The organism is Microbacterium sp. 5K110 (assembly GCF_005774735.1).
GTDB lineage: Bacteria > Actinomycetota > Actinomycetes > Actinomycetales > Microbacteriaceae > Microbacterium.
Map to the genome: position 1 here is coordinate 1 of NZ_VBUM01000013.1, position 20,384 is coordinate 20,384.

General features: G+C 70.8%; 20 protein-coding genes. 7 read left to right on the forward strand and 13 right to left on the reverse strand.

The genetic code is table 11. The annotated features are described in order from the left end of the window. Positions 1–129 precede the first annotated feature (129 nt). Entirely contained in the window at positions 130–1,422 is a 1,293-nt protein-coding gene (locus FE256_RS05160) for an alpha-amylase family glycosyl hydrolase (RefSeq protein WP_138173449.1), read from the forward strand. Positions 1,423–1,505: 83 nt separating this feature from the next. After that, positions 1,506–2,066 (forward strand): flavin reductase family protein, encoded by a 561-nt coding sequence (locus tag FE256_RS05165; RefSeq protein WP_138173451.1) that lies wholly within the window; start codon positions 1,506–1,508, stop codon positions 2,064–2,066. Positions 2,067–2,170: 104 nt separating this feature from the next. Here the strand turns inward: FE256_RS05165 and FE256_RS05170 are convergent, their stop codons facing one another. Next, positions 2,171–3,061 (reverse strand): DUF808 domain-containing protein, encoded by an 891-nt coding sequence (locus tag FE256_RS05170; RefSeq protein ID WP_138173453.1) that lies wholly within the window; start codon positions 3,059–3,061, stop codon positions 2,171–2,173. A 107-nt stretch (positions 3,062–3,168) separates the two neighbouring features. On the opposite strand from FE256_RS05170, the gene FE256_RS05175 reads away from it, so the two are divergent. The 5 genes from FE256_RS05175 (at position 3,169) to FE256_RS05195 (ending at position 7,611) form a co-directional block, all read left to right on the forward strand. After that, positions 3,169–4,902 carry an amidohydrolase gene (locus FE256_RS05175; RefSeq protein WP_171024215.1) on the forward strand — a complete coding sequence of 578 codons (1,734 nt, stop codon included), beginning with the start codon at positions 3,169–3,171 and terminating at the stop codon, positions 4,900–4,902. Positions 4,903–4,962: 60 nt separating this feature from the next. After that, the gene (locus FE256_RS05180; RefSeq protein WP_138173457.1) at positions 4,963–5,931 is read left to right on the forward strand and encodes a MauE/DoxX family redox-associated membrane protein; all 969 of its coding nucleotides are present in this window, start codon (positions 4,963–4,965) and stop codon (positions 5,929–5,931) included. 98 nt (positions 5,932–6,029) lie between these two features. Further along, complete coding sequence (locus tag FE256_RS05185; RefSeq protein ID WP_138173459.1) at positions 6,030–6,620, forward strand: molybdopterin-dependent oxidoreductase; 591 nt, start codon at positions 6,030–6,032, stop codon at positions 6,618–6,620. Next, on the forward strand, positions 6,617–7,351 hold the full coding sequence (locus tag FE256_RS05190; RefSeq protein WP_252370905.1) for an FAD-binding oxidoreductase: 735 nt from the start codon (positions 6,617–6,619) through the stop codon (positions 7,349–7,351). The genes FE256_RS05185 and FE256_RS05190 overlap by 4 nt, the downstream gene beginning before the upstream one ends. Further along, the gene (locus tag FE256_RS05195; RefSeq protein WP_138173461.1) at positions 7,351–7,611 is read left to right on the forward strand and encodes a DUF6510 family protein; all 261 of its coding nucleotides are present in this window, start codon (positions 7,351–7,353) and stop codon (positions 7,609–7,611) included. The genes FE256_RS05190 and FE256_RS05195 overlap by 1 nt, the downstream gene beginning before the upstream one ends. 61 nt (positions 7,612–7,672) lie before the next feature. Here FE256_RS05195 and FE256_RS05200 read toward each other — a convergent pair whose 3' ends face one another. The 12 genes from FE256_RS05200 to FE256_RS05255 form a co-directional block, all read right to left on the reverse strand. Then, positions 7,673–8,557 (reverse strand): SMP-30/gluconolactonase/LRE family protein, encoded by an 885-nt coding sequence (locus tag FE256_RS05200; protein WP_212743480.1) that lies wholly within the window; start codon positions 8,555–8,557, stop codon positions 7,673–7,675. Further along, the gene (locus tag FE256_RS05205; protein ID WP_138173463.1) at positions 8,544–9,296 is read right to left on the reverse strand and encodes an SDR family NAD(P)-dependent oxidoreductase; all 753 of its coding nucleotides are present in this window, start codon (positions 9,294–9,296) and stop codon (positions 8,544–8,546) included. Before FE256_RS05205 ends, FE256_RS05200 begins: the two co-directional genes overlap by 14 nt. Further along, positions 9,293–10,417: a zinc-binding dehydrogenase gene (locus FE256_RS05210; protein ID WP_138173465.1), complete on the reverse strand. Its 1,125-nt coding sequence runs from the start codon at positions 10,415–10,417 to the stop codon at positions 9,293–9,295. Before FE256_RS05210 ends, FE256_RS05205 begins: the two co-directional genes overlap by 4 nt. A gap of 16 nt (positions 10,418–10,433) precedes the next feature. Continuing rightward, a complete protein-coding gene (locus FE256_RS05215; protein WP_138173467.1) occupies positions 10,434–12,167 on the reverse strand; it encodes an IlvD/Edd family dehydratase in 1,734 nt (577 codons plus the stop codon). Then, positions 12,164–13,612, reverse strand: a complete 1,449-nt coding sequence (locus FE256_RS05220) for an aldehyde dehydrogenase family protein (RefSeq protein ID WP_252370906.1) — start codon at positions 13,610–13,612, stop codon at positions 12,164–12,166. Before FE256_RS05220 ends, FE256_RS05215 begins: the two co-directional genes overlap by 4 nt. Positions 13,613–13,640: 28 nt before the next feature. Continuing rightward, on the reverse strand, positions 13,641–14,912 hold the full coding sequence (locus FE256_RS05225; RefSeq protein ID WP_138173471.1) for an endo-1,4-beta-xylanase: 1,272 nt from the start codon (positions 14,910–14,912) through the stop codon (positions 13,641–13,643). Next, entirely contained in the window at positions 14,905–15,285 is a 381-nt protein-coding gene (locus tag FE256_RS05230; RefSeq protein WP_138173473.1) for a tautomerase family protein, read from the reverse strand. The genes FE256_RS05225 and FE256_RS05230 overlap by 8 nt, the downstream gene beginning before the upstream one ends. Then, positions 15,285–16,358, reverse strand: coding sequence for a Gfo/Idh/MocA family protein (locus FE256_RS05235; protein WP_138173475.1), 1,074 nt, complete (start codon positions 16,356–16,358; stop codon positions 15,285–15,287). Before FE256_RS05235 ends, FE256_RS05230 begins: the two co-directional genes overlap by 1 nt. A 57-nt stretch (positions 16,359–16,415) precedes the next feature. Further along, a complete protein-coding gene (locus FE256_RS05240) occupies positions 16,416–17,165 on the reverse strand; it encodes an SDR family oxidoreductase (RefSeq protein ID WP_138173477.1) in 750 nt (249 codons plus the stop codon). After that, positions 17,162–17,950 (reverse strand): carbohydrate ABC transporter permease, encoded by a 789-nt coding sequence (locus FE256_RS05245; RefSeq protein WP_138173479.1) that lies wholly within the window; start codon positions 17,948–17,950, stop codon positions 17,162–17,164. The genes FE256_RS05240 and FE256_RS05245 overlap by 4 nt, the downstream gene beginning before the upstream one ends. Before the next feature lie 3 nt (positions 17,951–17,953). After that, entirely contained in the window at positions 17,954–18,901 is a 948-nt protein-coding gene (locus tag FE256_RS05250; protein WP_138173481.1) for a carbohydrate ABC transporter permease, read from the reverse strand. Positions 18,902–18,978: 77 nt separating this feature from the next. Continuing rightward, positions 18,979–20,349: an extracellular solute-binding protein gene (locus tag FE256_RS05255; RefSeq protein WP_138173483.1), complete on the reverse strand. Its 1,371-nt coding sequence runs from the start codon at positions 20,347–20,349 to the stop codon at positions 18,979–18,981. Positions 20,350–20,384 lie beyond the last annotated feature (35 nt).

Below are 20,384 nucleotides of genomic sequence, written 5' to 3' on the forward strand. Positions count from 1 at the left end.
CTCGTGGCGTGAGGGGTCGATTTTTGTCGCTTCGGCTCACCGCAAGCGACAAATCTTGACTCCTCACGCGAACCAGAGGTCCCGCGCAACCCGTCGCCGCGCGACGGCACCGCGGGATAGCCTCGGCGCATGCCCAGCTGGCCCGAACATGTCTTCTGGTGGCACGTGTACCCGCTCGGGTTCGTCGGCGCCCCGATCCGCGACGGCGTCGACCCGGATGCCGCGCCCACGCACCGCCTCGATCGCCTCGAGCCGTGGCTCGACCACGTCATCGAGCTGGGCCTGAACGGTCTCCTCCTGGGGCCGGTCTTCGCGTCCGAGACCCACGGGTACGACACCGTCGACCACTTCCGCATCGACCCGCGGCTCGGCGACGACGCCGACATCGACCGGTTGCTGCACGCGGCGCGGGAGCGCGGCATCCGCGTGCTCTTCGACGGGGTGTTCAACCACGTCGGCCGGGGCCACCCCGCGTTCCGCGCTCTGCGCGACGGCGGCGACGACGCGGACCTCTTCCGCGGTCGCTGGGTCGACGGCCGCTTCGAGCCCGACGTGTTCGAGGGGCACGGCGCGCTCGTCGCGCTCGACCACTCCTCCGACGCGACCGTCGACCTCGTCGTCGACGTCATGTGCCACTGGCTCGATCGCGGGATCGACGGTTGGAGACTGGATGCCGCCTACGCGGTGCCGTCGGAGTTCTGGGCCCGCGTGCTCCGGCGCGTGCGCGAGCGGTTCCCCGAGGCGTGGTTCGTCGGCGAGGTCATCCACGGCGACGGGCCGGCGATCGTCGACGCCTCCACGATGGATGCGCTCACGCAGTACGAGCTCTGGCAGGGGATCTGGCACGGCATCTCCGACGGCAATTTCTTCGAGCTGAGCCACGCGATCGAGCGGCACGACGAGCTGCTCGCGACGTTCGTGCCGCAGACTTTCGTCGGAAACCACGACGTCACGCGCATCGCCTCGGCGGTCGGCCCCGAGCTCGTCCCGCACGCCCTCGCCGTGCTGTTCACCGTCGCCGGCACCCCCTCGGTGTACGCCGGCGACGAGTTCGGCTGGACCGCGGTGAAAGAGGAGCGCGAGGGCGGCGACGACGCGGTGCGGCCGGAGTTCCCCCCGACCCCCGGCGAGGTCGCGCACGTCGACGACCGTATCCTCGACGCGCATCGCGCGCTCATCGCTCTGCGCCGGCGGCATCCGTGGCTCTGGCGCGCCCGCACCGACGTCGTCGAGGTGACCAACACGACGCTCGTGCTGCGCACCGCGGTCGATGACGACGCGATCGTCGTGGCCCTGAGCCTCGACGACGCGCCCGTCACGCTCCCCGCCGCCGACGCGGCCTCGGTCGTCACCGGCGACGGCGCGCTGCACGACGGCCGCGTCACCCTCCCGCCGCGCGGCTGGGCGGTCCTCGACGGCTGACCGCACCGCGCGCCGACCCACCTGTGTGTCGCCGCGTTGCGGATTTTCGCGCCGGACCGGCCAACGAGAGTTACCGTCGAGGTATGACTTCCCTCCCGCAGGAGCGATCCGAGAGCACCCCCGCGATCGGCACGTCCGTGTCCGCCGACGACTTCAAGCGCGCGTTCCGCGGTCACCCCGGGGGGATCGCGGTCATCACCGCCTACGGCGAGCACGGCCCCGTGGCCCTGACCGCGTCCTCGGTCTCGTCGGTCTCGGCCGACCCGCCGCTGCTGATCTTCTCGGTGTCGAGCCTGTCGTCGGCGACCCCGACGATCGTGTCCGCGTCCACGATCGTGGTCCACCTGCTCGACGCCGAAGACATCGGCCTCGCCCGCGCCGGCGCCACGAGCGGCCTCGACCGTTTCGCCGACACCACGACGTGGACGCGCCTCTCGACCGGGGAGCCGGTCTATCACGGGGTCCGCGCGTGGCTGCGATGCGCCGTCGTCAGCCGGATGGATGCCGGCGGCTCGACCGTCATCGCCGCTCAGGCCCTGCAGGTCAACGTCGAGCGCGACCTCGAGCCCGGTGAGCCCGGCGCCGCGCTGGTGTACCACAACCGCACCTGGCACCGCCTCGGCGAGCACTCCCGCCTGGACTGAGTCCGGCCCCTGGCCGCCAGATCACGCGATCTGAACGAGACCACGCGAACCACCGCGCCATAGGGCGTGCGTTCGACCACATCACGTGAGCTGGCGCACCCCGGTCAGTGCGCGGTGTCCGCCTTCCCACGCGCGAAGACGCGACGGATGCCGGTGATCACGGCGATGATGATCAGGCCGAGGATCAGCCCGAACACCGCAGAGATCGCGGAGTCCACGATCCACACGACGACCGGCCCGGCCGCCTCGATCGCGTGCTCGACGACGTGGAGAAGGTCGTACGGCCCGGACCAGAGCGTCTCGGCGAGGTTCTGCACCACGAGGTGCCCGCCGACCCAGAGCATCGCGACGGTGCCGATGACGCTGATGACCCGGAACACGGCGGGCATGGATGCCACGACCCGCACGCCGAAGCGCCGCACCCCGCGCGACGGGCTCTTCATCAGCCGCAGACCGACGTCGTCGATCTTCACCAGGAGCGCGACGGCACCGTAGACGACGATCGTCATCGCCAAGCCGATCACGAGGAGCGCACCGAGCGTCATCCAGATACCGAAACCCGGGTCGAGGCTCGACAGCGCGATGAGCATGATCTCGGTGCTGAGAATGAGGTCCGTCCGCACGGCGCCGAGCACGAGCTTGCGCTCGTCGCGCGGACCGTCGTCCTCTTCGCCGTGATGCACGCCGAACCACTCGAGCACCTTCTCGGCACCCTCGAAGCACAGGAATCCGCCACCGATGATGAGGAGGAACGGCAGCACCCACGGCGCGAACGCCGTCAGCAGCAGCGCGATCGGGATGATGATGACGTACTTGTTGATGATGCTGCCGAGCGCGATCTTCCAGACCACCGGCAGTTCGCGCGCCGGAGTGATCCCCTGGACGTACTGGGGCGTCACCGCGGCGTCGTCGATCACGACACCCGCGGTCTTCGCGCTCGCCTTGAGGGCGGCGCTCAGAATGTCATCGACGACGGCGAGCAGACCGACCGACATGCGTGCTCCTCTGGATGGGTAAGCAGAACGCCATCTTCACACACCCGCACGACGCGACCGGGACTCGGGACTATCGCCGCCCCGGCGCGGGGCAGCAGAATCGGGCCATGGAGCGAATTCTCACCGCCGAGACGATCATCACCATGGATCCCGCACAGCCCCGGGCCTCGGCCATCGCGATTCGCGACGACCGCATCGTGGCGGTGGGGTCGCTCGACGACTGCCGTGCGGCGCTCCCGGGGGCCACCGTCGAGGACACCGGAGCCGCGTGTCTTCTGCCCGGGTTCATCGACTCGCACTCGCATCCGGTCCTCAGCGGCATGGCGACGATGTACCCGGCGTATTGGATCGCCCCGTGGTTCGCGCCGACCTGGGACGACGTGGTCGAGGTCTTCCGGAAGGCGATCGCCGAGACGGAGCCCGGGTCGCCCCTGTCGTTCTTCGGCTTCGACGGTCTGCTGCAGCAGCACGAAGAACCCACCGCCGCGGTGCTCGACGAGATCTTCGGCGACCGCCTCGTGCTCGTCTTCGGCAACTCCGGCCACACCTCGTACGTGACCACGGCGGTGATCCGCGCGCTCGGCTGGGTGGACGCTCCCCCGGCCGACCCGGTGGGCGGATTCTTCGGTCGCACGCCCGACGGCGCCCTCGACGGCCGCGCCACCGAGGTGCCCGCTGCCATGGCCCTCGCCGCTCCCGTCCTGAGCGCCATCGCCGCGAGCGCCACGCCGCTGCAGGGCGCCGTCGAGTACTACATGCTCATGGCGAGCGCGGGGATCACCTCGACGTCGGAGCTCACCTACAAGACGCCCCTTAAGGGCGCGTATGAGACGCTCGCGACCCTGCCGAGCGCCCCCTTGCGCATCACGCTGTACCACATGTCCACCGAGGCCGACTGCGGCGAACCCTTCGTCTCGGACGTCCCGGCCACGATGCTGCACAAGCAGGGCATCAAGCTCTGGGCCGACGGATCGCCGTGGGTCGGGAACGTCGCGATGTCGGAGCCGTACCTCGACACCGCCGCGACGCGGGCCGCCGGCATCCCGGCCGGGGTCACCGGCGAGAAGCCGATGAACTACTCCCGCTCCCAGCTCGACGCGCTCCTCGACGCGCACGCGTCGGAGGGGTGGCAGATGGCGTTCCATGTCAACGGCGACATCGGTCTGGACATCGTCCTGGACGCCTTCAGCCGGGCACTCGATAAGCACAGCCTCACCGGGACCGACCACCGGTGGCGCGTCGAGCACATCGGCGGCGCGCGCCACGACCAGTTCCGCCGCATGGCGGATCTCGGCGTCGTCCCCTCGATGGGACCGTTCCAGTTCTGCTACTGGGGCGATCTGCTGGACGGCCAGATGTTCGAGTCCGCGATCGGCGCCGAATGGCAGCGCTTCCGCGACGCGTTCGACGCCGGGCTGAAGCCGTCGTTCCACAACGACGGCAGCGTCAGCCCGCCCACACCGCTGCTGAACATCCAGACCGCGGTGACACGGCGGACCTCTAGCGGCACCGTGCGCGGGGAGGCGCAGGCGACGACCCTCGACGAGGCGATCGCCGCGCAGACGATCAACGGCGCCTACGCCCTCGGGACCGACTCGGACGTGGGGTCGCTGGTTCCGGGCAAGCTCGCCGACCTCGTCGCGCTCGACGCCGACCCCGCCGCCGTCGATCCGGCCCGCATCGGCGCGATCGGCATCCGGGGAACGTGGCTGGGAGGCGAGCGCATCGACCTCGACGCGTTCGCGACCGCGTCTCGTCAAGTGGATGCCGCGGGCTTCGCCGCCCTGCGGATGCTCGGCGTTCCCGCCTGCTGCCACCACCGGTCAGCCGACGTGTCCTGACTGGCTTCACCCGCCCCGCGCGCCCCGGACGAAGCGGACGCGCGGGGGGATCCTGGGGGGATGCCCGGGCTCGTCCTGCTCCTCGCCTTCGTCGTCATCACCACCTTCGCCGTCAGCGGCACGAGCAAACTGCTCGACCGTGACTCGGCCCCCGCGACGCTCCGCGCCCTGCGCATCGAGCACCTGCCGGCGCGTGCCACGGTCGTCGCGGTCGCGGCGACCGAGGTCCTCACGGCGGTCGGGTTGCTCCTGGGCACCGGACCCGTCGCCGCCGCCGCGGCCGTCGCCGCGCTGGCGCTCTCGCTCGTCTTCCTCGCCGTGGGGCTTCGAGCGCAAGCGCGGCACTCGACCGACGAGTGCGGGTGCTTCGGGCGCGTGGCATCCACCCGGGTCGGACCGTGGATGACCGCGCGGAACACAGCGCTCGTCATCGTGAGCGCGATCGTCGCGGTCGGAGCTTTCACGATGCCCGCCGCTTGGCCCGTCGCCGCGCAGGCGGCCGCGCAGCCGGTCGCGAGCGCGGCGCTCGCCGTGGCCGCTCTCGCACTCGCGGTGATCGGGGCGTCTCTGCGCCCCGCGGGACGGCGCTCGGCTGCGGTCGACGCCGTGCCCGACGCCGCCCTGATCACTCCGGACGGTGGCGTCGTCGTGCCCCGGCAGCGCGCCTTGCGGGGGCGCGCGCAGTTGCTGTTGTTCGTCCGCCGGGGGTGCAGCTCGTGCGAGAACCTCATCGACCGGATGACGTGGGACCGCGACCTACTCGAGACGCTCGTGGACGTGCGGCTGATCGTGCCGGTCGGCGACGGTTCGGCACTCGACGACGCCGACGGACTCCACGTCGACCCGTCCGGGGAGTTCGCCGTCGCCCTCGGCATCCCGGGCAATCGACCGGCGGGGGTGCTGCTGACCACCGCGGGGGATCTCCTGCTCCCGATCGCCGTGGGCGGAGAGGAGACGGCGTCCCTCGTCGACACCGTGCTCGCGGCCGCCGCCGACGCGCGACCCACCGAGGGGACCTCGACGAGCTGAGCACACCGCGCGTGCGCGCCTCGACAATCGTCCCTGTCGCCTCTCCACCGACCTGGCTAGGGTGAAACTCGTCGGGCTCCGGGAGGAAAGAGGCATCCATGTCGTTCATCACTCGAGGCTTCTCGGGTCGCCGCGCCGAGCGCGATCCGCGCCTCCCTCCCGGACAGACCCTCGTCGGAGACTGGCCGATGCTCTCGGCCGGTCCGACGCCTGAGATCGAGGCCGACGCCTGGGAGTTCGTCGTCCGCACCGAGAACGGCGACCACCGGTGGAACACGGCGCAGTTGCAGGCTCTCGGCATGGAGGACATCACCGTCGACATCCACTGCGTCACGCACTGGACCAAGCTCGACATGCCGTGGCGCGGGGTGTCGCTCGACCGCATCTTCGACGAGGTCGAGACCGCGCACGACTTCGTCATGGCGCACTCGTACGGTGGCTACACCACGAACGTCCCGCTGGAAGACCTGCTCGACGGCAAGAGCTGGATCGCGTTCGAGGCCGACGGCGAGCCGCTCACCCCCGAGCACGGCGGTCCCGCGCGCCTGCTCGTCCCGCACTTGTACTTCTGGAAGAGCGCCAAGTGGGTGCGGGGCCTCGTGACCATGCCCGACGACGATCCCGGCTTCTGGGAGCAGAACGGCTACCACCTGCACGGCGACCCGTGGCAGGAGGAACGGTACTGGTGACGCGCCGCCCGACCGCCTGGCACACCGCGACGGTCGCCGACGTGCGCCCCGAGACGCCGACCGCGCGCCGCATCGAGCTCGACATCCCGACGTGGCCGGGCAACGACGCCGGAGCACACCTCGACCTGCGCCTGACCGCGCCCGACGGCTACCAGGCCTCGCGGTCGTACTCGATCGCCTCGGCGGGCGAGGGCACGCGCGTCACGCTCGCCGTGGACGAGGTGCCCGAGGGCGAAGTATCGCCCTTCCTCGTGCACGACCTGCGGTCCGGCGACGAGATCGAGGTGCACGGCCCCCTCGGGGCGTTCTTCGTCTGGACACCGACACCCGACCCCCGCCCGGTACAGCTGATCGCCGGCGGCTCGGGCGTCGTGCCCCTGTTCGCGATGGCGCAGGCGCACGCCGACAGCGGCGACGCGAGCGAATTCCGGCTGTTGTATTCGGTGCGCACGCCGCAGGACGTGTTCTTCGCCGACGAGCTCGCCGCCCTCGCGGCATCCGGAACCCTCCGGTACGACCCCGTCTACACCCGCACCGCTCCTCCGGGGGCAACGGTGCCACCGGGGCGCCTCACCGCGGATCGCCTCCGCGACGCGGTCGTCGGGGCCGAACGCGCGCCCCGCGTGTACGTGTGCGGTCCGACCCCGTTCGTCGAGGCCGTCTCGCGCTGGCTCCTGGATGCCGGGCACCGCCCCGGCGACATCCGCACCGAGCGATTCGGAGGCTCGTGATGGACGTTCTCGACGGCAACGCGCTCGCCGGCCGCCTGGCCGACCTGCTCGGGTGGGATGCCACCGACTCCCTCGTCCGCTGTCGGGCCTGCGGGTCGCTGGGCGCCGTCGCCGCGACCGCCGTCTACGCCACCGCGATGGGCCTGGTCGCCCGCTGTCGCGCGTGCGACGCCGTGCTGCTCACCCTGGTCGACGCCGCGGATGGGCGCTCGTGGGTCGGGATGCCGGGAATCAGCGCCCTCGAGGTGCGGCGGGCGTAGCGTCACCGTCCGTACACCGAACCGGACAGCAGGCATGGTGCTCCGTCCGGCCGCGCCGTCGTCAGCCGCCGAACGCGAAGACCGGCGCCCCGCGCACGCTCGACGGAACCGCCGCGACCCGGCCCGCGAGCGGCTCCGCCCCCGCGGCGATCCCCTGACGCGAGGTCGTGACGTACAGGACCGGGTCATCGCCCCCACCGAACGCGCACGACGTCGGGTTCGTCACCGGGAGCGGCAGCACCTGGTCGAGTCGCCCCTCGGGGTCGTAGCGGTGCACGGCACCGCCGCCCCACATGGCCACCCACAGGCCGCCCTCCTCGTCGAGGGCCATGCCGTCGGGAGACCCCGGAGCGTCGTCCTCCATCCGCACGAACACCCGCGAGGCGCCGAACGTGCCGCGATCGAGGTCGTAGTCGTAGGCCCGGATCTCGCGCGAGAGCGTGTCGGCGTGGAGCGCCGTGGTCCCGGCATCCGTCCACACCAGTCCGTTCGGGATTGACACCCCCTCGAGGACGACGTGGACGCTCAGGTCGGGGTCGAGGCGGTAGAGCCGACCGCCGCCCGGACGCATGTCGTAGGCCATCGAGCCGCAGAAAAAGCGCCCTGCGGCGTCGCACGCGCCCTCGTTCATGCGCACCCCGGGGTCGTCGAACACCGGGATCCGCTGGACGACGGCGAGGTCGTCGTCGAGCAGCGCGAAACCGCGCTCCACCGCAGCGACGAACCCGCCGCCCCGACGACGCCGGATCACGCTCAGCACGTCCGCGACGTGCGTGCGATCGACGGATGCCACCTCTTCGGCGACCGTGATGAGGTCACCGGCGAGCATGTCGACGTGGCGCAGCGTGCCCGTCGTGGCATCCCAGAAGGCGCCCTCGCCGTGGTCGACCGCGGGATCACCGATCCAGCGGACCTCAACCGGACGTGTCAGGTCAGAGCCACCCACCGTCGACCACCCACTTCTGCGCCGTGCACATCGCCGAATCGTCGGCGGCCAGCCACAGCACCATGCGTGCCACGTCGGCCGGGTACACCTTGTCCTCCAGGCTCTGGCTGCGCCGGATGTGCTCCTCCGCCTCGGGAGTCACCCAGTCCCGCACCTGCCGCGACGTCATGACCCAGCCCGGGATGACGCAGTTCACGCGGATGCGATCCGGGCCGAGCTCGCGAGCGAGCGTACGCGTGAGTCCCTCGATGCCGGCTTTGGCCGTGATGTAGCCGACCAGGTCTTGCAGATCGATGTGCGCGCTGATCGACCCCATGTTGATGATCGAGCCGCCGCCCGCCGCCCGCATCAGCGGGGCGACGGCCCGCGCGGCGAAGAAGTGGTGCCGGAGGTTCACCGCCTGCCGGTCGTCCCAGTACGCCGCGTCGAGCTCGTCGATCGTGTGCCGCAGGTCGTGCGCGGCGTTGTTGACGAGGATCTGCACGGGACCCAGTTCGGCGGCGAACCGCGCGATCGCGTCCTCCAGCGCGGGGATGTCGCGCACGTCGCACTGGAGGAATCGGGCGGCCTCGCCGAGCTCGGCGGCGAGCGCCTCCGCCGCGGGAACGTCGATGTCGACGAACCCGACACGGGCGCCCTGCGCGACGAGCTGGCGAACGATCTCCTCGCCGAGACCGGTCGCGCCGCCACTCACGACGGCGACACGTCCCGCCAGGCTCGGGTAGCTCGCGTACGTCATGCCGGAACACCGCCCGGCAGGATCACCGCGCGCCCGACCGCACCCGCAGCGAGCGCGGCGAACGCCTCGTTCACCCCGTCGAGCGGGTAGCGGGTGCCGATGAGCTCGTCGAGGGGAAGGAGCCCCGCACGGTACAGCTCGAAGATCGCGGGGAGATCCAGCGCCGGAACCGAGGAGCCGTACAGCGACCCGACGATCTTCTTCTGCCGCTGCACCAGCTCGTTGATCGGCACGTCGAACGTCTGCCCGACGGCGCCGAGCCCGACCGCGACCGCGGTGCCGAGCGGCCGGAGCATCCGCACCGCGGTGGTGAGGGTCTGCGGGCGGCCGACGGCCTCGATGGCCCACGCCACCCCGCCGGGCGCGATCGCGAGCACGTCATCGACCGGGTCGCCCTCCCCCGCGAGCACGGTGTGCGTCGCCCCGAGACGGCGGGCGAGCTCGAGCTTGTCCGCGTCGACGTCGACGGCGATGAGGGGGTAGGCGCCGGAGAGCTTCGCGCCCATGATGGCCGCGAGCCCCACACCGCCCGCCCCGATCACGACGACCGGGTCGCCCAGGCACCGCCCGATGACGTTGCGTGCGACCCCGACACCGGTGATCACGGCGCACCCCGCGATCGCGGCGATCTCGGCCGGGATGTCGTCGGGCACGGGCACGACGCTGCGCTCGTGGACGACGACCCGCTCGGCGAAGCTCGACGCCCCGAGCAGGTGGTGCACGGGCCCGTCGGTGTCGCTCATGCGCGTGGTGCCGTCGAGCAGGCCACCGGATTGGGCCTGGACCGCACCCATCTCGCACATGATGGGGGCGCCGACCATGCACTGGCGGCACCGCCCGCAGTTGGGCCGCCACAGCAGGGCCACCCGGTCACCGACGCGGATCGCGCCGCTCGTGCGCTCGCCGACCGCCCGCACGCGGCCGGCGCCCTCGTGCCCCGGCACGACGGGGAGCGGGCAGCGCAGCTCTCCCCGGAGGTAGTGGAGGTCGGAGTGGCAGACGCCCGCCGCCTCGATCTCGACGAGGATCTCCTCCGGACCGGGGTCGGCGAGTTCGATCTGCTCGATCCGCGGGGGTTCGCCGGGCTCTCGCAGCACGGCGGCGTGGATCAGGGACGACATCGGGGCTCCTTCATGGTCAGTGGGACTCGCGCATCACGGCCGGCCCGGTCGCCCCGACGAGGAAGTCGAGGTCGGCGCCGGTGTCGGCCTGCTGGACGTGGTCGACGTAGAGCTGCTCCCAGCCACGCCGGGGCGCGGCGTACGCCGCGGTCGCCGATGACGCCGGCTCGCGGGTGCGCAACTCCTCGTCGGAGACCAGCATCCGCAGGCTCCGGCCCGCCACGTCGAGTTCGATCAGGTCACCGGCGCGCACGAGGGCGAGGGGGCCGCCGGCGGCGGCTTCGGGGGCCACGTGCAGCACGACGGTGCCGTACGCGGTGCCGCTCATGCGGCCGTCGCAGATGCGGACCATGTCGCGCACCCCGCGCTCGAGGAGCTTCCGCGGAAGGGGCATGTTCGCCACCTCGGGCATCCCGGGGTATCCCCGTGGCCCGCACCCGCGCAGCACGAGCACGGAGTCCTCGTCGACGACGAGGTCGGGGTCGTCGATGCGGGCCCGCATGTCCTCGACGGAGTCGAACACGACGGCCGGCCCGCGATGCTTCAGCAGCGCCGGAGTGGCCGCGGCGGGCTTGATGATCGCTCCCGACGGCGCGAGGTTTCCGCGCAGCACCACGATTCCGGCATCCGGCAGCAGCGGTTCCTCCGCCGTGCGGATCACGGTGCGGTCCCAGACCTCGTGCGCGTCGAGCTCGTCGACGAGCGGACGACCGGCGACGGTGATCGCCGTGGGATCGAGGCGGTCGCGCACCTCCCGGAGGACCGCGAGGTAGCCGCCGGCGCGGAAGAGGTCTTCCATGAGGTAGGCGCCCGCGGGCTGGAGGTTCACCAGCAGCGGTACGCCCTCGCCGATCGCGTCGAAGTCGTCGAGCGTGAGGTCGACGCCCACGCGACCGGCGATCGCGAGCAGGTGCACGACGGCGTTGGTCGATCCACCGATCGCGGCGAGCGCGACGATCGCGTTGTGGAACGACGCCTTCGTCATGACATCCGCGGGGGTCAGGCCCTCGCGCGCGAGCTCGACGATGCGGCGGCCGGTCGCGTGCGAGTACTCCAGCAGGCGGCTGTCGGGGGCCGGGATGCCGGCGATCCCGGGCAGCGTCATGCCCAGGGCCTCGGCCATGAACGCCATCGTCGAGGCGGTGCCCATCGTGTTGCAGTGCCCGCGGCTGCGGATCATCGACGACTCCGTCGAGCGGAAGACGTCGCTCGCGAGACCTCCCGCGCGCACCTCTTCGCTGAGCTTCCACACGTCGGTTCCGCACCCGAGGGGCTTTCCGTGGAACGTGCCGTTGAGCATCGGCCCGCCGGGCACGACGATGGCCGGGATGCCGACGGACGCGGCGGCCATGAGCAGGGCGGGGATGGTCTTGTCGCACCCGCCGAGCAGCACCACGGCATCCACCGGGTTCGCGCGGAGGAGTTCTTCCGCCGCCATCGCGGCCATGTTGCGCCACAGCATCGCGGTGGTGCGGACGGTCGTCTCGCCGATCGAGACCATCGGCAGGTTGTAGGGGATGCCGCCGGCCTCGTACACACCGTTCTTGACGCTCTGCGCGACCTCGTCGAGGTGCGCATTGCACGGCGTGAGCTCCGACGCGGTGTTGGCGATCGCGATGTTCGGACGCCCGTCGAAGGCGTGATCCGGCACCCCGCGGCGCATCCACGCGCGGTGGAGGTAGGCGTTGCGGTCGTCGCCGCCGTAGAACTCGGCGCTGCGCCTGCCGCCCTCGGGTGCGTGGTCGGTCATGGGGTGGTTCCTCTGTTCGGGGACGGCAGCACGAGCTCGCCGTCGCGACGGTGCGGGATGCCCGCCAAAGCCTCGTCGCGCAGATCGGCGGGGAGAGTCTCGGACGGCGCCTGCTGGTAGGCGACGGGGCGCAGGAACCGACGGATCGAGGTGGCTCCCACCGAGGTGGACGTGTTCGTCGTCGCCGGCCAGGGACCCCCGTGGTGCTGACTCCAGGTGACGGCGACGCCCGTGGGCCAGCCGTCGAAGACGACGCGACCCACGCGCTCTTCCAGGGCCGCGACGACCGCATCGATCGCCTCGCCCGGCTGCGCGTGGAGCGTGCCCGTGAGCGACCCACCCACGAGGGCGAGAGCCGCGACGACCTCGGCGATCTCGTCGTACTCCACGAGCACCGTGACGGGGCCGAAGCACTCCTCCAGGAGCGCGTCGGAGCGCTCCACGAACGTGGCGACGTCGGTCGCGACGATCACCGCGTGCACGGGCCCGGACGCCCCGGAGGTCTCGCCCGCGACGACGCGCGCCGCTCCCTCCTCACGCAGACGATCCACACCGGGCGCGAACGCCGCCGCGATGCGATCGGTGAGCAGGGTGAACTCGGGGCGCTCCGCGACGCGCGCGCGCAGGCGCGGGTCGTCCGCGACCCCGCGGGGTACGAACACCAGTCCCGGCTTCGTGCAGAACTGTCCCCCGCCGAGGGTGAAGGACGCGACGAGCCCGTCGATGATCGCGTCGCCACGAGCCGCGACGGCGCCGGGGGTGACGACGACCGGGTTCGTGCTCCCGAGCTCGCCGAAGAACGGGATCGGGTCGGAGCGCCGGGCGATCTCGTCCATCAACCCCTGTGCCCCCGCGAGCGACCCGGTGAAGGCCGCGGCCCGGACGACCGGTGCCCGCACGAGATCCAGGCCCGCCTGGCGACCCTCGACGAGACCGAAAGCTCCCGCCGGCGCACCGGCCGCGGCGAGCGCGTCGGTCACGATCCGCGCGGTCGCCCGCGACAGCTCCGGGTGGCCGGAGTGCCCCTTCACCACGACGGGGCATCCCGCCGCGAGGGCCGCGGCGGTGTCGCCGCCGGCGACCGAGAACGCGAACGGGAAGTTCGACGCCGAGAAGACGGCGACCGTCCCGAGCGGCCTCAAGAAGCGGCGCAACTCCGGACGCGGCGGAACCGCGGCGGGGTCGGCGGCGTCGACGATCGCCTCGAGGTACGAACCCTCCTCGAGCACACCGGCGAACAGGCGCAGCTGCCCGGTGGTGCGGGCCACCTCGCCGCGCAGGCGCTCAGCGCCCAGGTGCGTCTCGCGGTCGGCGATCTCGACGAGCGCGTCCGCATCGGCATCCAGAGCCCCCGCGATGGCGCGCAGCCACCCGGCCCGGACCTCGCGGCTCGCGGCGCGGACGGCCGGGGCCGCGCCGGCGGCGAGGGCGACGACGTCGCTCACCCCGCCGCCGACGCCTGTTTCTGCTGCCTCACCGGGCATCGGGGTCCACCACGATCTCGATCGGCGTGGAGTCCGACACCTCGACGACAGCGGATGCCGCGCCGCTGTCGACGCGGTACCGGCCCGCGAACCCGTCGACGGCGACGATCCCGTCGGCGTCGGCGGTGAGGTCGGTCGACCCCATCCACCACTCGCCGCGGATGAGCGCGTGCAGCGCGTCGTAGGCCGGCTTGCGGCTGCCGTCGGCGCGGAGGATTCCGGCGGGAGCGCCGAGCCAGGAACCGTGGTCGGTGATGCCCCAATAGGTGAGCGACTCGACCGCCGGGTTCGCGAGGACCGTGCGGTAGTGGCGCACGATCTCGTCGGCCTGCCGCGCCTCCCCCTCGGGGGTGCTCGGCCACTCGTCGACGATGTAGTCGTTGAGGTCGACGATCTCGGGAGGCATGATGTCCCCCGAGAGCAGCGTGGTCTCGGTCATCTGCAGCGGCAGCCCGAACGCGGCGAAGCGCTCCAGGATCTGCGCGATCTGCTCCTCGCCGCGGAACCCCTGATGCATGTGGGTCTGCACCCCGAGCGCATCGATCTGGATGCCGGCATCCAGGCAGTCCGCGATGAGGCGCTCGTAGTCCGCCGACAGGTCGAAGTCGTTGAGCACGAGGCGGGCGTCGGGGTTCGCCTCGCGGGCGGACTCGAACGCGAGCTTCACCATCTCGACGCGCCCCTTGGACTGTGCCAAGCGCGTGACGGCGTTCTCTTCGGCGGTGAACACCGGGAGGATCACCGCTTCGTTGATGGCATCCCACAGGTCGATCACCCCGGCGAAGTTCGCCACGGTCGTGCGGACGCGGTCGCGTAGGACGTCCTCGACCTCGGTGTCGCTCAGGTCGAGCAGCCACGACGGCGTGAGCGTGTGCCAGACGAGGGGGTGGCCCTTGATCTGGACGTCGCGCGCGGCGAACCACTCGGCGGTGCGCTTCAGGCGGACCTCGTCGGTCTGCCCCCGCTGGGGCTCGTACCCGCGCCAGTAGAAGGGCAGGGTGACCGCGTTGAAGAGATCGAGGTAGTCGGCGGCCAGGCGTTCGGGGTCCGGCGAGAGCGCTCCCCCGAAGTGCTCGAGTTCGCGCGCACCCTCGAGATCGGGCGCGCCTCCGATCCACTCGAGGAAGTCGAAACCGATGTTGCCGAACCCGAAGGCGTGCGCGGTCTGCTCGACCCGCGCCCGGGCGCCCGCAAGGGGACGCCCGGACGGGTCGACGAGACGCACGCGTCCACCGACGCGGCGCTGCGAGAGATCAGGCATCGGGCGTGGACTCCCCGCGCGCGCCCGGGTACCAGTCGGGAATCGTGTTCTCGGTCACCGCGATGAAGACGTCGTCGGGCCGCACACCCTCCGCCTCCAAGCGGCGCGCGACAGCGCGGAACGCCCGAGCCTTGGTCTCGTCGTCGTACATGCTGACCATGAGGATGCGAACGTAGAGGACGTCCCGACGCTCGCCGCCGAGGTAGTGGGGGTCGGCGATGATGTGATCCGCGGGCAGCGGGTGGATCACCTGGAAACGGTCCTCGATGTCCATGCCCAGGCCTTCGGCGAGACCCTGGTGCACGGCCTCGGCATACGCCAGGCGCGTGGCGACGGGGACGGTCTCGGAAACTTCGATCGTGATGAGGGGCATCAGGCCCACACCTCCTTGGTGACGCGCACGTCGGCGCGGTTACGAGCGGACTCTTCGATGGCGAGCCCGAGCAGATGGTCCTGGCAGGCGTCCGCCAGGGAGTAGGGGCCCTCGGCTTCGCCGCGCGCCCAGCGCCCGGTGAGCTCGAGGAACGACGCGACCGCGATGTCGTCCTCCGACAGGCGCGTGCCGACCCAGGGGTTCCGGTAGACGATGCGCCCCTCGAACGCGGCCGAGACGACCTCGTTGCCCTCGAGGTTCATGTCGACCCCGGTGCGGCGGTACGTGATGGGCGAGGTCAGCACGCCCTCGCTCGACAGACGGGTGACGGAGTCGTCGACGATCTCGCCGAGCGATCCGCGGACCACGAGGCGCCGGGCCAGCAGCGGATTCCACCACTGGTTGTCGACGAAGTCGTACAGCCCCATCCGGCCGTCGCCGAAGTCGATCGTGCCGATCGTCGTCGTGCGCGGCTGCGGCTGCGGGTTCTCGACCCAGCCGTCGAACGTGAGGGGGTCGGCCAGCGGGGCCGTGAACGTGCGCGCCGAGACGACGGCATCCTCCATGCCCGCACCGAGGTAGGCGCGCATGATCGACGTCGCGTGGTACAGGTGCGTCGAGGCGACCTCGACCGCGGTCGGCTGGCCGATGGCGCCCGACCGCACGACCTCGAGCCGCGCCGCGTGACCCGGCATGAGCATGTACTGCTCGGCGACCTGCACTCGACCGGAGGCACCGACCGCCGCCCACAGCTCGCGCAGCCCGTCCGCCGTCGGAGCCGGCGGGGTCTCGGCCAGGACCTTGGCGCCGCGCTCGACGAGCTCGGTCACGACACCGGGCATCGACGGCCACGAGACGGAGGCGATCACGAAGTCCGGCTCGAGCGCGAGGATCTCGTCGATCGTGCGGACGACGGGGATCCCCCACCGCTGAGCCATGCGCTCGGCGGCCTCATCGCTGCGGGCCAGGACGCCGACGGCCTCCAGGCGCTCGGGAGAGGTGGCGGCCATGCGGATGTGGAAATCGGACCGCCAGCCGGTGCCGATGACGGCAAATTTCAGGGGAGTGCTCAAAAGAAGTCCTTCTTCTTGGGGGATGAACGAGAGAACGAAATGGGAACGGGGGAAGGGTCAGACCTGGCTCATGCCGCCGTCGACGACGAGGTCGACACCGGCCACGAAGCTCGATTCGGCGCTGGCGAGGAACGCCACGGCCGCGGCGACCTCGTCCGGACGCCCGATCCGCCGGAGCGGCACCATCTCGGCCACCGCGGCCGCCACGGCCTCGGAGCCTCCGGTGAACTGATCGAAGCCCGCGGTCGCGGTCGGCCCGGGGCTCACCGAGTTGGCCCGGATGCCGCGCTCCCCCAGCTCCGCCGTCAGCGTGCGGGCGAGCGAACGGACCGCCGCCTTGGTCGCGTTGTAGACGGCGTGGCCGGGACCGCCGTTGGTGCCCGCGATCGAGGACACCAGCACGATGCGCGCGTGGTCGTTCAGCAGGGGCGAGAACCGCTGGGCCGTGAAGAACGTCCCTCGGAAGTTGAGGTCGCTGACGTGGTCGAAAGTCGTGGCATCCGTCTCGGCGATCGGGGTCGACGCGACGTCGCGCCCGGCGTTGGCGACCAGGACGTCGACGCCGCCGCTGCGCTCCCGCGCCGCCGCCGCGAGCTCGTCGAGGCCGTCGAGGCTGCTGGCGTCGGCCTGCAGCACCCGGACACGGTCTCCCCACGCCTCGCGCGCCTCGGCGATGCGCGCCGGGGTGAGCCCGGTCGTGAGGACGTCGGCCCCCTCGGCCACGAAGCGTTCGACGATGGCGCGACCGATCCCGGACGTCCCGGCCGTGACCACGGCGAACTGCCCCGCGAGCAGCCCGCGCGTCACTTGAGCGCTCCCGCCGCGAGGCCACGCTCGAAGGAGCGCTGGAGGAGCAGGTAGGCCGCGATCACCGGCACGGCCGTGATGACCGCCGCCGCCAGGACGCCCGTCTGGTCGTTGGTGTACTGGCTCATGAAGAAGGTCGGAAGCAACGTCACCACCTGCTTGTTCGGGTCGTTCAGCATCAGCAGGGGCAGCAGGTACGCGTTCCAGCTGTTGATGAGTGTCAGCACGACGATGGCGCCGGCGATCGGGCGGGTGAGGGGGAGAACGATGTGCCAGAACACCCGCACGATGTTCGCGCCGTCGATGCGGCCCGCCTCCATCAGCTCGGTCGGGATGCCATTGAAGAAGCTGCGCGCGAGGAGCACCGTGAAGGGCACCTGCAGGGCCGCGAGCGGCAGGATCACGGCGATGAGCTCGTTGTACATGTCGAACTTTGATGCGGTGACGAACAGCGGCGTCAGAAGGACCGCCTCGGGCATCGTCAGCGCGACGAGAAGGAGCCAGAACCAGATCTCCTTGCCGGCGATCCGCAGCTTCGCGAAGCCGAACGCGGCGAGCATCGTGCACACGTAGACGAGAACGATCGTCGAGGCGGCGATGATGATGCTGTTCAGGAAGTAGACGTGGACGATGCCGGTGGCGAAGACCTTGGCGTAGTTGCCGAAGCCCTGGCCGGCGAGCGACCCCTGCACCATCGCGATGAGCGGGAACAGATACGGCAGCACGATCAGTGTCGCGAGGAGCTGCAGGCCCCAGCGCGAGGATCGGGAGCGGATGTCGAACATGGATCAGGCTCCTTCGGACTGTCGGTTGATCCGGTTCATCAGCAGACCGCCGCCGACCGCCAGCACGAGCAGGGCGATCGAGATCGCCGCGGCGTAACCGAAGTGCTTCTCCTGGACCATGGTCTGGAAGATGTAGGTGCCGAGGAACTCCGTGGCGTGGTTGGGCCCGGCCTTGGTCACCAGGTACGGCACGTCGAACGTCTTCAGCGCGCCGATCACGCCGAGCACGGCGAGGGCGACGGCGGTGCCGCGGCACATCGGCCAGACGATCGACCAGAGCGTGCGGATGTTGCCGGCCCCGTCGACCCGCGCGGCCTCGAGGATCTCGGGCTCGATCTGGCTCATCGCGGCGTAGAAGAGGATGAAGGTCAGACCCGTCCATTGCCAGATCGTGACGAGCATGACGACCGCCATCGCGGTGACGTTGCCGGCCAGCCAGGGCTGGGTGAGCGAGCCGAGGCCGATCGCCGAGAGGATGCCGTTGAACGACCCGTTCGCGTCGAAGATCAGGCGGAAGACGGGGGCCATCGTCGCGGGTGCGAGGACGGTGGGGACGAAGATGATGACCTTGTACACGGGCGCCAGGTGGATGCGCGAGTGCATGATCGCCGCGAACACGAAGCCGATGACGGTCTGCGCGGTGAAGGTGACCACGAAGAAGATCGCGGTGTGCCAGATGGCCTGCCAGAAGACGGTGTCGCCGAACATCGCGACGTAGTTGTCGCCTCCGACGGACTCCGACGGGCTGAGGATGAAGCCGTTCCAGTCCAGCGTGGAGACGTATCCGGTGTAGCCGATCGAGAAGTAGATCATCCCGACGACCAGGGCGAGAGCCGGGAGGATCCAGGGAAGACCGCCGGGGTAGGGGGACTTCCGCCCGCTGCGCGGGCCGCGTCTCGCGTCGCGTCGCGACCGACCCGCGGTGACGAGGGTTTCTGTGAGGGTGCTCATGTGCTCTTCCTTGAGTCGGGCAGGGGTCCCCTCCGTGGGCGGGAGACGTCCCGCCCACGGAGGGGTGGCAGCACTGGTTACTTCTGCGAGTCCACGACGGACTGCAGGCCGGCCAGTGCGGCGTCGATGGTGACGTCACCCGTGGCGACGCCGATGAGAGCGTCCCGGAAGGCGCTGTTCAAGTCGGCCGAGACCGTGGCGAACCGCGGCTGCGACGACGAGGCCGCGACGTCGGTGTACTTCTGGAGCGCCTCGAGCTGGACCGCGGGGGTGACCAGGTCGATCTGGTCCCACTGGGGCTGGATGCCGAGCAGCGACGGGATGTCGTTGAGCGTGTTGGCGACCGTCTGCTGACCGGCTTCGGTCGTGGTCAGCCACGTGACGAAGGTCTTGGCCGCGGCCTGCTGGTCGGACTGGGCGCTGATGGCGAGACCGTAGTCGGCGTCACCGAACATGTTGCCGGTGTTGCCGGTGCCGGCCACGTCGGGGAACTGGATCGGGATCATCGTGAAGGGTTCGGGGTTGGACACGCCCGCGGCCTCCATCGCGCCGATCATCGTGTCGCGCACGGTGTACTGCGTGTACCAGGTGCCCATCATGACCATCGCGTACTGGCCCGACATGAAGGCGTTGCTGGCGTCAGGGTACTGCTGGAGCCCGACGGCGCCTTCCTGCATGATCCCGTCGTCGAAGAGCGACTTCCAGATCTCCATGCCCTCGGTGAACGCCGGGTCGGTGTAGGACCGCTGGCCGAGCGAGGCCTCGATGTACGCACCGGGCTCGACGTTCTCCATGATCGCCTCGAAGGTGTCCATGTCGAACGCCCACTGTCCCGCGCCCTGGACGAAGCAGCCCTGGCCCGCGGCCTGGAACGTCGCGCAGACCTTCTTCCACTCGTCCAGCGTCGTCGGGGGCGTCAGCCCCTGAGCGTCGAACATGTCCTTGTTGATCCAGATGCTGCCCGAGTACACCGAACCCGCCGAGAGCCCGACGACCTTGTCGTCGACCACGAGTCCCTCGACTCCGGATGCCGACAGCTTCTCGCGCCAATCCGCGCCGAGCGACTCCTCGACCACGGGACCGAGGTCGATCGCACCGGCCTGGAAGGTCTCGACGCCGCCGTTGGCCGAACCGGGAGCGACGTTGAAGATGTCAGGGCCGTCCGCCGAGGTGATGGCGGGTCCCATGACCGAGTCGTAGTTGTCGATCGGCTTCGAGACGAACTCGACCTTGATGTCGGGGTACTCCTCGTTGAACGCCGCGATCAGCTGATCGGCCACGGGCTTGTCCGGCGTCCACCCCCACCACACCAGATCTCCCTCGGTCGCCGAACCCGAGTCGCTCCCGCCGCCCGAACCGCCGCCCGAACAGGCGACGAGCGACAGCAGGGCGATTCCTGCGACAGCCGTCGCGCCGACACGGCGCCACGGGGATGTCTTCTTTGACATGGACTTCTCTCCTCTTGTGCTGCAGGGCAGGTGCA